This is a genomic window from Paenibacillus sp. Mc5Re-14 (genome assembly GCF_001049835.1).
Classification (GTDB): domain Bacteria; phylum Bacillota; class Bacilli; order Paenibacillales; family Paenibacillaceae; genus Paenibacillus; species Paenibacillus polymyxa_C.
Map to the genome: position 1 here is coordinate 2,997,207 of NZ_CVPD01000001.1, position 14,312 is coordinate 3,011,518.

Sequence of the window (14,312 nt, forward strand, 5' to 3'; positions counted from 1 at the left end):
GTATAACAGCCTGAATCCGTTAGAACGCAGGTGGTCGTCAAGTGTAAAAAACGCTTGTATACTTGTTTTAATCAGTGGTATGATGGCAGTTAGGGTATTAATAAAATCTTGTTTTTTTATGTAATGAAAAAGCAAGGCATGAAAATAGCGGAATATGTTCTTTTTTCCAGAATGGAAAAGGGAAATGACGCGCGGAGGGAACCATAGATGAGCAAATTTATCGTCCGCGGTGGCAACAGATTGACCGGGAGTGTCAAAGTCAGCGGAGCCAAAAACTCAGTTCTGCCGATCATCGCCGCTTCTCTGTTAGGAGAAGAAGGAGAAAGTGTTATTATGGATGCACCTCCTCTAGACGATGTGATGACCATTAACAAAGTGCTGGAGTCCTTAGGAGCAGGCGTTACATACCAAGACGAGGTCATTCGTGTTGACGCGCGGAAGATAATTTCCTGTGAAGCCCCTTACGAGTGGGTTAGGAAAATGCGCGCATCATTTTTGGTTATGGGGCCATTGCTTACACGTTTGGGACGTACAAGAATCTCGCTTCCAGGCGGATGCGCAATTGGAACAAGGCCAATTGATCAGCATTTGAAGGGGTTCGAAGCGTTGGGCGCCGAGATAAGCTTGGGCCAGGGCTTCATTGAAGCTAAAAGTAACGGTCGTCTGCGCGGAGCTAAAGTTTATTTGGATGTAGCCAGCGTAGGAGCAACCGAGAATATTATGATGGCCGCTACTCTTGCTGAGGGCGTAACTACCATTGAGAATGCTGCTAAGGAACCTGAGATCGTTGATCTCGCCAACTTCCTGAATGGCATGGGAGCCAAAGTACGCGGTGCAGGCACAGGCGTAATTCGTATAGAAGGCGTCGAGAAGCTGCATGGAGTAAAACATACGGTCATTCCCGACCGGGTAGAAGCAGGTACTTATATGGTTGCTGCTGCGATCACAGGCGGGAACGTATATGTAGAAGGCGCAATATCCGATCATTTGGGACCGGTTATATCCAAGATGGAAGAAATGGGTGTAACGATTCAACCCGATGAAAATGGTATTCGTGTCATTGCGGATAAGCCGCTAAAGGCCGTTGATGTTAAAACGCTGCCTTATCCTGGGTTTCCAACCGATATGCAGTCTCAGATGATGGCACTTCAACTTGCCGCTGAAGGAACGAGCATCATTACGGAAACTGTGTTTGAAAATCGTTTCATGCATGTGGATGAGTTTCATCTCATGAATGCAGAAATTAAAGTCGAAGGTCGTTCGGCGATTGTAACTGGCAATGCTAAGCTGACGGGTGCGAAAGTAACCTCGACAGATTTGCGTGCAGGTGCGGCGTTAATTCTGACTGGACTTATTGCAGAAGGTACAACGGAGGTATCTGGCGTTCATCACATCGATCGTGGTTACGTTCATTTGGCTGAGAAACTGACTGGATTGGGAGCGGATATTTACAGAGTGACTGTAGATGAATCCAAACTGGATCATTCGGCTAGCACAGAGCGTGTTGTGGCAGAAGAAACGCCGGGGAATCTGTTCAAGAAGATTCAGCCTTCCCTCGCCTAACCTTTAACTTATTGGCATAGGTATAAACTTGAACAATTAGAACCAAGTCCGAAAGGGCTTGGTTTTTTTGTGTTTTTGCTGCTTGTCTTTTTCATTCTTTCAGTTCTCTTAAAACGGTTCTATCAAAGTGGACGACCTCATATGATTGAAAATATCTGCTGGAGTATATCTGTACTTTCAGCCGGACACTTAGCCCTTTGATGGAGGTTTCAGCCTATGAAAGATTCACAGGTTCGCATCCGTATACCAATTCATCATCCTCAGGAACATCGTCAGGTCTCACTTGCGGAGGAAAGCTCTGGCTCTATAGCAACTTCGTTGCAGAAAAATAAACTTATGCAGCAGCATGCAGAATCAACAGGTGAATTTCCGACTATCGCCAAGACCAATCGGCGTACCACAGCGTTGACTTCCACTACTCACACTGTCGGTACGATGCTTCCTGAGGCTGGAACATCGCCCGGTAACACATACGACGCAAGCAGGCGGCGGGGACCGCAGCCGCATCTGCGACCTGCAGCCGGGCGAGCCCCACGTTGGGGCAGCCGCCGCCCATGGCTGCCATTTGCCGCCATGGCAGGGGTGCTGGTGCTTGCCATGGCTGTGCCCGCACTCATGGCATGGCCTCGCCAGGCGGCGCAGCCTTTGCCGACTGGGAGCCGCACAGCCGCACCCGCGCAGTCTAATACGACGGCAAAGAGCGAGGCACCCGTCACGCGCCTGCCGGGTGTCCCGCCGATACCGGCTGTACCCGCTGCTCCAGCGCGTAGCGTGCCAGTCGCGGCAGAGCCGGACGTGCGGGTGTACGTCACGTCTACTGGCCGGACGGAGACATTACCTTTGGAGCAATACATTGTCGGCGTAGTAGCAGCTGAAATGCCGCCCAGCTTTGAGGAAGAGGCATTGAAAGCACAGGCTATCGCCGCGCGTACGTTCATTATCCGGCGTTTGTTGGCTGATGACACCAGCGGCGCCCCGGCGGGCGCAGATGTGACAGATACCGTTAAACACCAGGCTTACATCTCCAAAGCTAAACTTACTAGAGAATGGGAGCGTTCTGGTAAATCCGCAGATCTGGCAAAAATTCGCCAGGCTGTGCGCGAGACCAAGGATACAATCATGGTATATGAGGGTAAACCCATTACAGCTTCTTTTTTTTCTACCAGCAACGGCTATACCGAAAATTCAGAGGATGTATGGGCGAAGGCCGTGCCCTATTTACGAAGTGTGTCTAGTCCATGGGACAAGCAACTGGCCCCCCGTTTTACAGAAACCGTCACACTGAGCCGTCAGAGCGTGTTCGATAGATTGGGATTGAGTCGTGCTGCGGTCACTGCTTCTACTGGAGGTGGGGGTATGCCAGAGATTCGTATACTCTCCAAGACAGAAGGACACCGCATCAAGAAGATTGAGGTGGGAGGCTTGGTCTTTACGGGGCCGGAGATTCGTAACAAACTAGGGCTACGATCGGCTGAATTTACGTGGAAGACCGAAGGGGACCGGATTGCTATAACAACCTATGGGTATGGCCATGGCGTCGGTATGAGCCAGTGGGGAGCCAATGGAATGGCTAAGGAAGGTCATACCGCCACTCAGATTCTTCTTCACTATTATACTGGTATTTCTTTTGCGAATGCCTCTCGTATTCTAAGTTAGTAAATTTTTCGTAACTTTGAAGTATAAAAGAGTTGCGCCCGGTAACACTGGTTACTGAGGTGATGAGCAAATGAGTGAACAAAATAAAAACCAGAACCAAAATCATGAAGATACACCCAAAACCTTTCAGGGTGGAAGAGCTTCACGGCCGTCTTCGTGGAAAAAGCTGTTGTCCAAAAGGTGGGCATACCCGGCAGCCTACATTGCCGCAGCAGCCATTATACTAACCTTAGTGTGGGTCTATCAGGATGCTAGCCAGAAGTCTTTCAAACCTGACCCAGCTAGTCCATCGGTACAAAGCACAAGCGCAGTGAGTACTGATGTTAACGAACAACAACCAGAAAGTGTGGAGGTTGTTGCTCAGTCAGAAAATATCGCGTGGCCGGTGGCAGATGCTAGCGCAGTGCAGGTCGTAAAGCCTTTCTTTGACGAAAACGCGACAGCTGATGAGCAAGCGGCAGCTATGGTAGAGTACGATAAAACATTTACCGCTAACACTGGGATTGACCTTTCTCGGTCCGACGATCAGGCGTTTGAAGTGAGAGCCGCTCTGAGTGGAAAAGTATCTCGTGTGGAACAACATCCGCTGGTAGGTAATGTCGTAGAAATCACGCATGATAATAATCTCAAAACAGTGTACCAAAGCTTGAGCGATCTGAAAGTAAAAGAAGGCGATCAAGTGAAACAAAATGATGTGATTGCTTCAGCAGGTCGCAACGAGCTTGAAAAGGATTTGAAAACACATCTGCATTTTGAAGTGTACCAGGATGACAAGCCGGTGAATCCGGCAGGTCTGCTTCCTAAAAAATAAATGGATCATAGCTTTGCATGCAAAGCGGGGAATTCAAATTCCCTGCTTTTTTCTTGTGTAGTTTTAGCGCATGAGGTAAACATAAGCTGCTTTTGCCAAATAAATAGGCCTTCCGAAGCATGTCTTCCCACCAAACCGCGAATATATAGGCACGCTCCTCATATAATGTACCAAACTATCCACAGTAGGGAGGCGGGAGCGTGCACGATTACATCAAGGAACGGACCATCAAAATCGGTCGCTGTATCGTGGAAACAAGGAATACGGTCCGTACGATTGCCAAGGAATTTGGTGTCTCCAAGAGCACGGTGCATAAAGATCTGACCGAACGGCTGCCTGAAATTAACCCGGATCTTGCCGATCAGGTTAAGCACATTCTCGAATACCATAAATCCATCCGCCATCTGCGGGGGGGTGAAGCGACGAAAATTAAGTACAAAAAAACGAGTGGGAAAAGAAGGGGAATTCTTGTTTCGGGCAAGTCCTAAAAATATATAGTGAATTGGCTGGCAAAGCCATTGAATCAACCCCCTGAAGTATGATATGTTAAAAGATGGTACAAGACGAAAAATGACATGTAACCGTAGGTTTATACATATATTTGCCGCTTCTTGTCGAATCTTAGCTTTTTAAAATATCACTTTGGGGGCCTTTTTAATATGTTCAGTAATGATATCGGTATCGACCTCGGTACGGCCAACGTGCTTATCCACGTCAAAGGTAAGGGGGTTGTTCTTGACGAACCTTCCGTTGTTGCGATAGAAAGCGATACAAAAAGAGTTCTGGCTGTCGGAGAAGAAGCGCGCCGTATGGTAGGACGTACTCCTGGTAATATCATAGCCATCCGTCCATTGCGTGATGGTGTCATCGCCGATTTTGAAGTAACAGAAGCGATGTTGAAATATTTTATTAATCGGGTAGGGGGAAAAAGCTGGTACAGCCACCCTCGTATTTTGATTTGTGCGCCGACGAACATTACCTCAGTGGAGCAAAAAGCGATTCGTGAAGCGGCGGAGCGTAGCGGGGCGAAAGAAGTATTTTTGGAGGAAGAGCCAAAAGCGGCTGCCATCGGGGCAGGAATGGATATCTTTGAGCCTAGCGGCAACATGGTCGTAGATATCGGTGGCGGAACAACAGACGTTGCAGTCCTCTCTATGGGAGATGTTGTAACAGCTTCTTCTATTAAAATGGCAGGGGACAAATTTGATACAGCCATCATGAAATATGTAAAAACGAAGTACAAGCTTCTCATCGGGGAACGTACGGCTGAGGATATCAAGATTGCTATCGGAACCGTGCATCCGAGCGGACGACGTGCTGAGATGGACATCCGTGGACGGGATATGGTATCCGGATTGCCCAAGACGTTAAGTATTTCCGCGGAAGAAGTGCAGGATGCGCTGAGAGATCCCGTGTCAGCGATTGTAGCTGCAGCTAAGTTTGTACTGGAGCAGACCCCACCGGAGCTATCAGCCGATATTATTGACCGTGGTGTCATTTTGACTGGCGGTGGTGCGTTGCTTAGCGGTTTGGACGAGCTGCTTGCTGAAGAATTGCGTGTTCCAGTGCTGGTTGCTGAAGATCCGATGCATTGTGTCGTTAAAGGTACAGGAATTATGCTGGATAATTTGGATCATGTGGTTAAGAAAAAGTTCTAATCTGCCGATAGTGACTATAAGAGACTCGTGTGCGGTCAGGCAGGTTGCCTAGCATTTTGGCTTTAGTGCCTCCATGCGAGCATATAATTGATGAGCAGAGTATAGGATTGGGGTGCACGATACATGTTGAGAGGTTTATATACTGCGGCCGCCGGAATGATGACACAACAACGACGTCATGACACTGTGACGCAAAATATTGCTAATATGAATACCACGGGATATAAACAGGAGAATAGCGTTCAACGCTCATTCCCCGAAATGCTTATTTCCATGACGGGGGGAAACCCTGATAACCCGGACCGTACGGTCGGCAAGCTCAATACTGGCGTTTTTGCTGAGGAAAGCCTCTCTCCTTACATTCAGGGAGCGTTGAAGGATAGTGGACAAACTACGGATTTTGCGTTACAGTCCAATATTAATGTGAACGACCCGGCTACTGGTCGACCTATGGCTTTTGATCAGGCTGGAAAATTCATCAATGCTAACGGTGAAGTCACCTATCGTCCAGAAGCGTTTTTTACGGTACGGGACAATAATGGTAATGTCCGCTATACACGTGATGGGCATTTCCAAGTAAATGGAACGGGAGCATTACTTTCGTCGACTGGTTCAGCAGTGTTGGATACGAATGGAAACCCAATTCAATTGACGGGGTCTGTCTCAGCGCTTAAAGTAAATGAACGGGGTCAATTGGTGGACAGCCAATCCAACCAGTTGCTCGGAACGACGCTTGGAATTAGTGTGATTGATCGGCCGTACCAGCTCGTTCGTGAGGGCAACGGTAATTTCCGCCTGAATGATACGGATGGTGCTACGGCTAGAATGATGACCGCTAATGATACTGTATCTGTTCGCCAGGGCTATCTGGAAGTATCTAATGTAGATGCTGCTCAGTCGATGGTGGACATGATGGCTGCGTTAAGAGCGTATGAAGCGAATCAGAAGGTTATTCAATTTTATGATAAAAGCTTGGACAAGGCCGTTAACGAAGTAGGCCGTGTATAACAGGGGGTAAGTGATGAACAACTCCATGATTGGCGCAATGGTGTCTATGGCCAGTGTGCAGCAGCGTTTGGATTTAATTGCCGATAATATCGCCAATGTCAATACGGTTGGTTATAAGAGTAAACAAGGTTCCTTTGAAGATGTATTGGCTAATGTGCAGCAACAGCCTTCAACGTATCTCCAAAATGGACGGGCGATGCCGCTCGGCTATAATTTGGGCTACGGAGTCAAAACAAACGCAATTATGAAAAATATGGAACAAGGTCCGCTCAAGGAGACGGGACTTCCTACGGATCTGGCGATCCAGGGGAATGCCTTGTTTGAAATCCAGGGAAATGGGCAAAAAGCTTGGACGCGTGACGGCAGCTTTCATTTTATTCCTGATCCGAATGATAATGAGACGATGATGTTGACCACTGCCGAAGGTTATTCTGTGCTGGATAATAACGATATTCCTGTGACTGCGCCAGCGGGTTCCAAAGTAGCTATTAACTCCGATGGCGAATTGCTGATTCGTGCTAATGGAACTGGCGCTCCGACAGTTGGTCAGCGAATTAAGCTAATGGATGTACAGCGTCCAGAAGGATTGCAACAGCGGGATGATAACCTGTTTGTGTTAGCAAATGGTGTGACAGAAGCCGATGTATTCGGGGCAGCAGGGGTGGCAGGTGCTGTTCCAACGGACGTATCTGTGCGTTCCGGTTATCTTGAGGAGTCTAATGTGGATTTAGCGGGCGAAATGACGGATATGATGCAAGTCCAGCGGATGTATCAAATGGCGGCACGGGCATTAACCTCTAGCGATACGATGATGAACCTGGCCAATAATTTGAGGGCTTAAGGATTTGGTGATGAAGGAAGAACAATCTGATTCCCGTCCGGTGCCTGAAAAGACTAAATCCCGCTGGCGTACTGCTCGTTATTTCGTAGTTCCGTTGTTGCTCCTGTTCTCGCTGTTAGGCGGCTTAATTGCAGGATATGTAATTGTAGGTAAGCAAGGGCTGGCAGGCGTATTTGAATGGAAAACCTGGCAGCATGTCATTGATCTTATATTTGCGCCTTGATTTATTTTTAAAAAAGTGACTGTGGTGGGAGAAGGTCGCTCCGCGAATGATTTGATCTTACGATCGCTGTTGCAACGGAATTTTCATATTATTAAGTTATTTAGATGTAAAAATCCCGTTGCAAAGGCGAACACTTACGCTTCTCCAGATTCAAATCCTTCGTTCCGCTGCTACCCGCCATTGTCCACTTTTGTAAAGGTAAATCAACCCGCTATTTTGTGGGTAGTAAATAAAAAAACAAACCCTGTGCCAGTGGCGCAGGGTTTTATTATGTTTTCACCGCAGAACCCTCCAGTGTAGCGAGTATGGATTGCAACCAATTGAGGCCGTTCAGAGGCCTTCGTTTGTTTTGTTTGCTCTTCGCGACAAGCGAGTATTATTGAAGCGAGCTTTCTTTTTGAGCTAAAAGTAACTAGGCGGAGAGGTTTATTTGAATCTGGAGAAGCGGTAGCGTTCGCCTTTGCCCCTAAATTTTAACCTTACAGGCTTTTGTAGAATGAGAAAATTAAGGGGCAACAGCGATCGGAAGATCAAATAAATCGCGCAGCCTGTCCCCCTTGATTCAAATTGAAACTTCGCTTCACCCCCATAATAGGAGCAACAAATATGGTACTTCCGCATAATTTTCTTTTTGCATCTGATGAATGTATAATGATGGGGAGTTTATAACACTACGGGGTAAAACCAAGCACGAGCAAAAGGGCTTCTTCTCGCCTCTGGTTGCGTAACCGGCGGAAAAAGCCCCTTATCTCAACCTTCACTTCTGCAGTAGGTGAAGGATATCTAACATTGTTGCCGTGATGAGCTGTTTTTATACAGCGTTAGCGGGGTAATATTATGCTTGCAGTAACTCTGGCTGAACAGAGTCAAATCTGCAAGCGAGAGGAGTTATTAAGGTAAATGGACAAATTGCAATTGGATGTTAATCAAATTCAGGAGATTATTCCGCATCGACCGCCATTTTTGTTGGTGGACCGTATTATTGAACTGGAGGAAGGTAAAAGAGCAGTAGGAATTAAAAATGTAACGATGACTGAGCCCCATTTCATTGGACATTTTCCGGGTTATCCCGTTATGCCTGGTGTGTTGATCACTGAAGCGTTGGCTCAAGTCGGAGCAGTCGCATTACTGCACCTAGAGAGCAATCGCGGCAAAATCGGCTTTTTGGCAGGGTTGGACGGCTTCCGTTTCCGTGGACAGGTAGTCCCTGGGGATACGCTGACACTTGAAGTGGAAATCACTCGTTCCAAAGGTGCTTTTGGTAAAGGGAAAGCTACGGCGAAAGTGGGCGATACAGTAGTAGCTGAGGGCGAGATTATGTTCGCTTTATCAGACCCACCTCAATAGACAAGCCCTGCCGACATAAGCACGACGTCTGAACCGAGTGCATGTGTACATAGAGATCCTGTTTTGACAACCCAAAAATGGAGAGGGGAAATTCCGTATGACGCAGTTGAGTAAAAAAGCATTAGAAGGCATTGAGAGCTGGCTGCAAGACCCTTATATTGATGAAGAAACCAAACAGGAGTTGCGCGCATTGCAAGGCAACGACCAGGAACTAGAGGATCGCTTTTACAAAGAACTGGAATTCGGTACAGGCGGTCTACGTGGAGTAATTGGGGCAGGCAGTAACCGGATGAATCGTTATGTGATCGGACGTGCGACACAAGGGCTCGCTCGCTATATTTTAGAGCAGCATGCTGGCAAAGAAGGCAAACCTTCGGTTGTCATAGCACATGATTCGCGTCATTTTTCGCCAGAGTTTGCTTTGGATGCAGCTTTGGTGCTGGCGGGCAATGGTATCGTAGCTAAGTTGTTCCCTTCCTTGCGTCCAACGCCACAGCTTTCGTTTAGTGTACGTCATTTGGGAGCCAGTGGAGGAATTGTTGTCACGGCGAGTCACAATCCTCCCGAGTATAATGGTTACAAGGTATACAATAATGAAGGTGGCCAGCTTGTTCCAGATCAGGCTGAAAAGGTGATTGGCTATATTCGTGAGGTTCCTTCTTTTGCTGACATCAAAAGTCTGACACGTGAAGAAGCAGAGGCACAGGGATTGTTGATTTGGCTTGGAGAAGAGGAAGATGAAGCGTTTGTGGATACGGTAGCCGGTGTGAGTGTGAACCGAGAACTGATTGCAGCTGGACCAGGCAAGAACTTTAAAGTTGTATTTACACCTCTTCATGGCACTGGAAATATACCTGTTCGTCGTGTACTGGAGAAAATCGGTTTTGAACAGGTGCATATTGTGCCTGAGCAAGAGCAGCCAGATGCAGAATTTTCGACCGTTAAGTCGCCTAATCCGGAAGAACGTGATGCGTTCAAGCTGGCCATTGCGCTGGGTGAGAAGATTGGTGCAGATCTGTTGATCGGAACAGACCCTGATGCTGACCGTATGGGGGCAGTTGTGAAAAACCGTGATGGCGAATATGTGGTATTGTCCGGTAATCAGTCCGGCGCAATTATGGTTTACTACTTGCTGAATCAACTGAAAGAAACTGGCAAGCTTCCGAATAATGGTGCAGTTATCAAAACCATCGTAACTAGTGAAATGGGTGCAGTCATTGCCGAATATTTTGGAGCAACAGTGTTTAACACGCTAACCGGCTTCAAGTATATTGGCGAGAAAATGAACCAGTTTGACCAAACTGGCGAGTATACCTACCTGTTTGGCTATGAAGAGAGCTACGGCTATCTGGCAGGAAATTACGCACGTGACAAGGATGCTGTCTTGGCGGCCATGCTGATCGCCGAAGCTGCTGCTTATTACAGCACGCAAGGCAAGACGCTCTATGATGTTTTACAAGAGCTATACGAGCAGTTTGGCTACTTCCTTGAAAAGCTGGAGTCTCGTACACTCAAGGGTAAGGATGGAGTGGAGCAAATCCAGAGCAAAATGACGGATTGGCGCAGCAACGCACCTCAAGAGATTGCAGGCGTAAAGGTAGACAAAGTACTGGACTACTCGCAAGGCTTGGACGGACTTCCGCAGGAAAACGTACTCAAGTTTTTATTGGAGGACGGTTCTTGGTTCTGCCTGCGTCCTTCGGGCACAGAGCCTAAAATCAAAGTATACTTTGCAGTACGTGGTTCCTCGCTGTCAGACGCGGAGCAAAGAATCGGTCAGCTGGTCGATGCTGTTATGGCCCGCGTAGACGCTTGAGAAAATTCCCTTTATAATAGAATAGGTTAAGGTAATTAGATATGGAATAAGTAATCGGTGACCTCTCACGGCAAAGGGCAGTACGCCGTGGAGGTCATTTCTCTGTATTGCAGAATAACCTGGAAGAGGCTTTGGAAAAATAGGCTTATTCCGGCAACGGAGGATTTTGCAAAATTCAATGAGTGGCCTACTCAAGAGTAGAATGGCAAGGTGGGCAGCATTGAATTTTGCAAAATCCCGAATATTAAGGAGGTTCTTTGGTGTATCAGAAATGGCAGTATTGGAATACAGCTTCTCGAAAATGGTTGTGGATTCTGGTTGCGGTTGGCTTGCTGGCTTCCATTCCAGTTATCGCCGATCGTGTAAAGACAGAATCCTCGAGTAAAAAAGTAGAGATTGTATTCGATTATCGGGATTTGACGGAGGCGGCTTCGTATCAGGCTCATCCGCAGGACTATCTGAATGAGCAGCTTGACCGCTTACAACAGGCTGGTGTGAACAGCATGGCGATGTATGAAAGTACGTTGGATGATTTCCGTAAAGCGGGCCGCATTGTAACTTATACGACTCAGAATGTTGCGGATCTGGAAAAACGTCTTTCACCTGCAAATGAGAATTTTACGTACGTTGTTTTCGCTGACAAAGAAAATGCTGAAGCACTAAAGCCGTTAATTTTACGTACGTTTACAAGTCTGGGCATCAACGTAAAGCCGTGGAGTTATCAGGGACAGGAAGGGCTTGTTGTGGAAACATCCCCAGAGGATGCGTATCTCAAGCCTATGCAGCCTGACCCGATTGCTATGAAGCAGCTCCGGAGTAAAGGATTTTTTATTGTTCCACGCATGAGTGACAGCCTTCCCTATAACCAGGAGTTGACGGAAGAGATGCTGGCTTCCTTTCAGCAAAATGGTGTAAAGCGCATTTTGTTTGAAGGGGATTCAGTCAAAGGCTTTACTGATAACGAGAAAGAGCATAGCTTAGCGGCATTTGCTAAATTGCTGAACAAATACGATATCGGCCTAGCTGCTATCGAAAACTTAAAGAAACCGCAGGCAGGCTTCAATAAGCTCGCTTACGATATCCACTATAATGTTGTGCGTCTATACTCACTAAGTGATAAAGATTCAACACTCGATGTGGAAACGTTGGCCGATCGTTTTGCACTCGCCACCAAGGATCGGAATATTCGCATGTTGTATCTGAATACCGCGCCTAGCCGCAGTGTTGCTGAGGCCAAGGTGAAAGACTCGGTTGATAACCTGATCCACAGCTTAGACAAACCGGGCAACGCTGTACAACGAATGGAGAAAAAAGGGTTTGAACTTGGACAAGCTGAACCGTTCCAAGTGGTCGATTCCTCCATTCAGCGCTATCTCAAAATGATCGTCGTACTGGGTGCGCTAGCTTTCTTCTCCATTATGGTGTCCTATTTCGTTCCGGCATTGACTTTGCTGGCATTTGCACTCGGTTTGGTTGGTTCTGCTGGGCTTTATGTTTTGAACTCCAGCTTGATGGAACAAGGTTTGGCGCTGCTTGCAGCGATTAGCGGACCTACGGTTGCGATGATCATTGCAGTGCGTACGATCAGAATTAAACGTGAACAGGAGCCTGAACTTTCTGTAGGTCAACGATTGACTCGCACCCTTATACTGTACGTACAGACAGCGATCTTGTCACTGGCTGCAGTGCCTTTTGTTATTGCGCTGTTGAACAGCATTGCCTACAGCCTGGTGCTAAACCAATTTAGAGGTGTAAGTTTGCTTCACATTCTGCCGATCTTCTTGGCGGCGATTTATATTTTCTTTTATCGTGGCGTTTCTATACGGGAGGAAATCTCCAAACTGTTACGTATGCCGATTACTGTATTGTGGGTTATTGCACTGGCTGTTATCGCCGCGGCAGGCTACTACTATTTGACTCGTACTGGAAACGCAGGTACGGTGTCGAACACCGAGCTGGTTTTCCGTAACTTCCTGGAGAATGCGTTTGGTGTACGTCCGCGCAATAAGGAATTCTTAATGGCTCATCCACTGTTTATTGCAGGGGCATTCCTGGCTTTGAAATATCGCAAAGCAATCTATTTGCTGATCATAGCTGCTATTGGTCAAGCCTCGATGGTCGATACCTTTGCTCACATTCACTCTCCAGCTGCACTCTCGCTTAGTCGTGGGCTGTTGGGATTGGGACTTGGATTGGTGCTGGGAATCATCGCAATTGTCGTGTGGCAAGTGCTGGAAGGATGTTGGAAGAAATGGTCACCACAGCTAAAACGATAATAATCTCGGGTTATTACGGGTTTCGCAATAGTGGGGATGAAGCGGTGCTCAAGTCGATTTTGACTGCTTTAGAAGAGGAAAGCCGTCAGGCGGGGATTACGGTCAAGCCTGTTGTTCTATCTTCTGACCCTGCTTGGACACAGAAAATGTACGGAGTAGAAGCTGTTCCGCGAATGAGCCTGGGGGAAGTGCGGAGAGCGATTAAAAACAGTGACGGGCTCATTAGTGGCGGCGGGAGTCTGCTCCAGGATGCTACAAGCCCTAAAAGCATTCCGTATTATCTGGCGATTCTGAAACTGGCTCAATGGGCTGGAAAGCCAACGTTTGTATACGCTCAGGGCATGGGCCCAGTACAACGGAAGATATTTTATCCTATGATCCGATCTGTATTTCAACGCTGTGAATATGTTTCCGTCAGAGATGAGCAATCTGCTGCTTTGCTGAGTACCATGAAACTGAAACGTCCGGTTGTCGAGGTTGTTCCTGATCCTGTAATGGGGCTTCCTTTGCCCTCCGGTTCCGAGCTGCATGATGCTGCAACTGAGGCTGATGGGGATAAACTCCCAGTCGTTGGCGTGTCTGTACGCTACTGGGATAAGGAACAACGCGATTTAACGGCTATTGCAGATGGCTTAAAAAGATTAGCTGAGGAACGCCGTGTTCACTTGCGTTTCTTACCATTCCATTTACCTGACGACGTACAGGCTTCAAGGATGGTAATGGATTTGTTGGGGGATATTAGGGGGACAGGGAGCCTTGTCAGCATGTGTGACCAAGTTACCGACCCTCAACAGATGCTTTTGGAGGTCAGCAGATGCAGTTTGATGATCGGGATGAGGCTGCACAGCTTAATCTATGCAGCGTCCCATCAAGTGCCCCCGTTGGGTATATCTTACGATCCCAAAATTGATCATTTCCTCAGCCGTGTTGGTAGCCAGCCTGTAGGTACTACAGATGCACTGGATGGGCAAAGGCTGGCTAACGAGTCTATGCGGCTGCTGGATCAGCGTAGTCAATGGATCGAGAGCCAAGGGGCAGCAATTGCTTTGTTAAAAAGTGAGGCTCGCTTACCAGCACAGCATATCGTTAATTACTTGTGTCGCAAAGGATGAT

The 14,312-nt window shown here is 47.5% G+C and carries 12 protein-coding genes; all 12 read left to right on the forward strand.

What is annotated here, in order from left to right; translation table 11 throughout:
* Nucleotides 1–207: 207 nt before the first annotated feature.
* The 12 genes from murA (at nt 208) to csaB (ending at nt 14,311) form a co-directional block, all read left to right on the forward strand.
* Nucleotides 208–1,563, forward strand: coding sequence for a UDP-N-acetylglucosamine 1-carboxyvinyltransferase (gene murA / locus BN1546_RS13685; RefSeq protein WP_016324823.1), 1,356 nt, complete (start codon nt 208–210; stop codon nt 1,561–1,563).
* Between the two features lie 216 nt (nt 1,564–1,779).
* Nucleotides 1,780–3,219, forward strand: coding sequence for a stage II sporulation protein D (gene spoIID, locus BN1546_RS13690; protein ID WP_090737956.1), 1,440 nt, complete (start codon nt 1,780–1,782; stop codon nt 3,217–3,219).
* A gap of 70 nt (nt 3,220–3,289) precedes the next feature.
* The gene (locus BN1546_RS13695) at nt 3,290–4,030 is read left to right on the forward strand and encodes a M23 family metallopeptidase (RefSeq protein ID WP_013373427.1); all 741 of its coding nucleotides are present in this window, start codon (nt 3,290–3,292) and stop codon (nt 4,028–4,030) included.
* 200 nt (nt 4,031–4,230) lie between these two features.
* Entirely contained in the window at nt 4,231–4,518 is a 288-nt protein-coding gene (spoIIID, locus tag BN1546_RS13700; RefSeq protein WP_013373425.1) for a sporulation transcriptional regulator SpoIIID, read from the forward strand.
* A 171-nt stretch (nt 4,519–4,689) separates the two neighbouring features.
* Nucleotides 4,690–5,688 carry a rod shape-determining protein gene (locus BN1546_RS13705; protein ID WP_016324820.1) on the forward strand — a complete coding sequence of 333 codons (999 nt, stop codon included), beginning with the start codon at nt 4,690–4,692 and terminating at the stop codon, nt 5,686–5,688.
* 123 nt (nt 5,689–5,811) lie between these two features.
* Entirely contained in the window at nt 5,812–6,696 is an 885-nt protein-coding gene (locus BN1546_RS13710) for a flagellar hook-basal body protein (RefSeq protein ID WP_013373422.1), read from the forward strand.
* 13 nt (nt 6,697–6,709) lie between these two features.
* Nucleotides 6,710–7,537 carry a flagellar hook-basal body protein gene (locus BN1546_RS13715; protein ID WP_040102708.1) on the forward strand — a complete coding sequence of 276 codons (828 nt, stop codon included), beginning with the start codon at nt 6,710–6,712 and terminating at the stop codon, nt 7,535–7,537.
* A 10-nt stretch (nt 7,538–7,547) separates the two neighbouring features.
* Nucleotides 7,548–7,760, forward strand: a complete 213-nt coding sequence (locus BN1546_RS13720; protein ID WP_007432733.1) for a DNA-directed RNA polymerase subunit beta — start codon at nt 7,548–7,550, stop codon at nt 7,758–7,760.
* Nucleotides 7,761–8,660: 900 nt separating this feature from the next.
* Complete coding sequence (fabZ, locus tag BN1546_RS13725) at nt 8,661–9,107, forward strand: 3-hydroxyacyl-ACP dehydratase FabZ (RefSeq protein WP_013373420.1); 447 nt, start codon at nt 8,661–8,663, stop codon at nt 9,105–9,107.
* A gap of 97 nt (nt 9,108–9,204) precedes the next feature.
* Nucleotides 9,205–10,923: a phospho-sugar mutase gene (locus BN1546_RS13730; protein ID WP_090737959.1), complete on the forward strand. Its 1,719-nt coding sequence runs from the start codon at nt 9,205–9,207 to the stop codon at nt 10,921–10,923.
* 260 nt (nt 10,924–11,183) lie between these two features.
* The gene (locus tag BN1546_RS13735; RefSeq protein WP_090737961.1) at nt 11,184–13,199 is read left to right on the forward strand and encodes a DUF5693 family protein; all 2,016 of its coding nucleotides are present in this window, start codon (nt 11,184–11,186) and stop codon (nt 13,197–13,199) included.
* Nucleotides 13,175–14,311, forward strand: a complete 1,137-nt coding sequence (csaB, locus tag BN1546_RS13740) for a polysaccharide pyruvyl transferase CsaB (protein ID WP_090739153.1) — start codon at nt 13,175–13,177, stop codon at nt 14,309–14,311. Before BN1546_RS13735 ends, csaB begins: the two co-directional genes overlap by 25 nt.
* Nucleotide 14,312 lies beyond the last annotated feature (1 nt).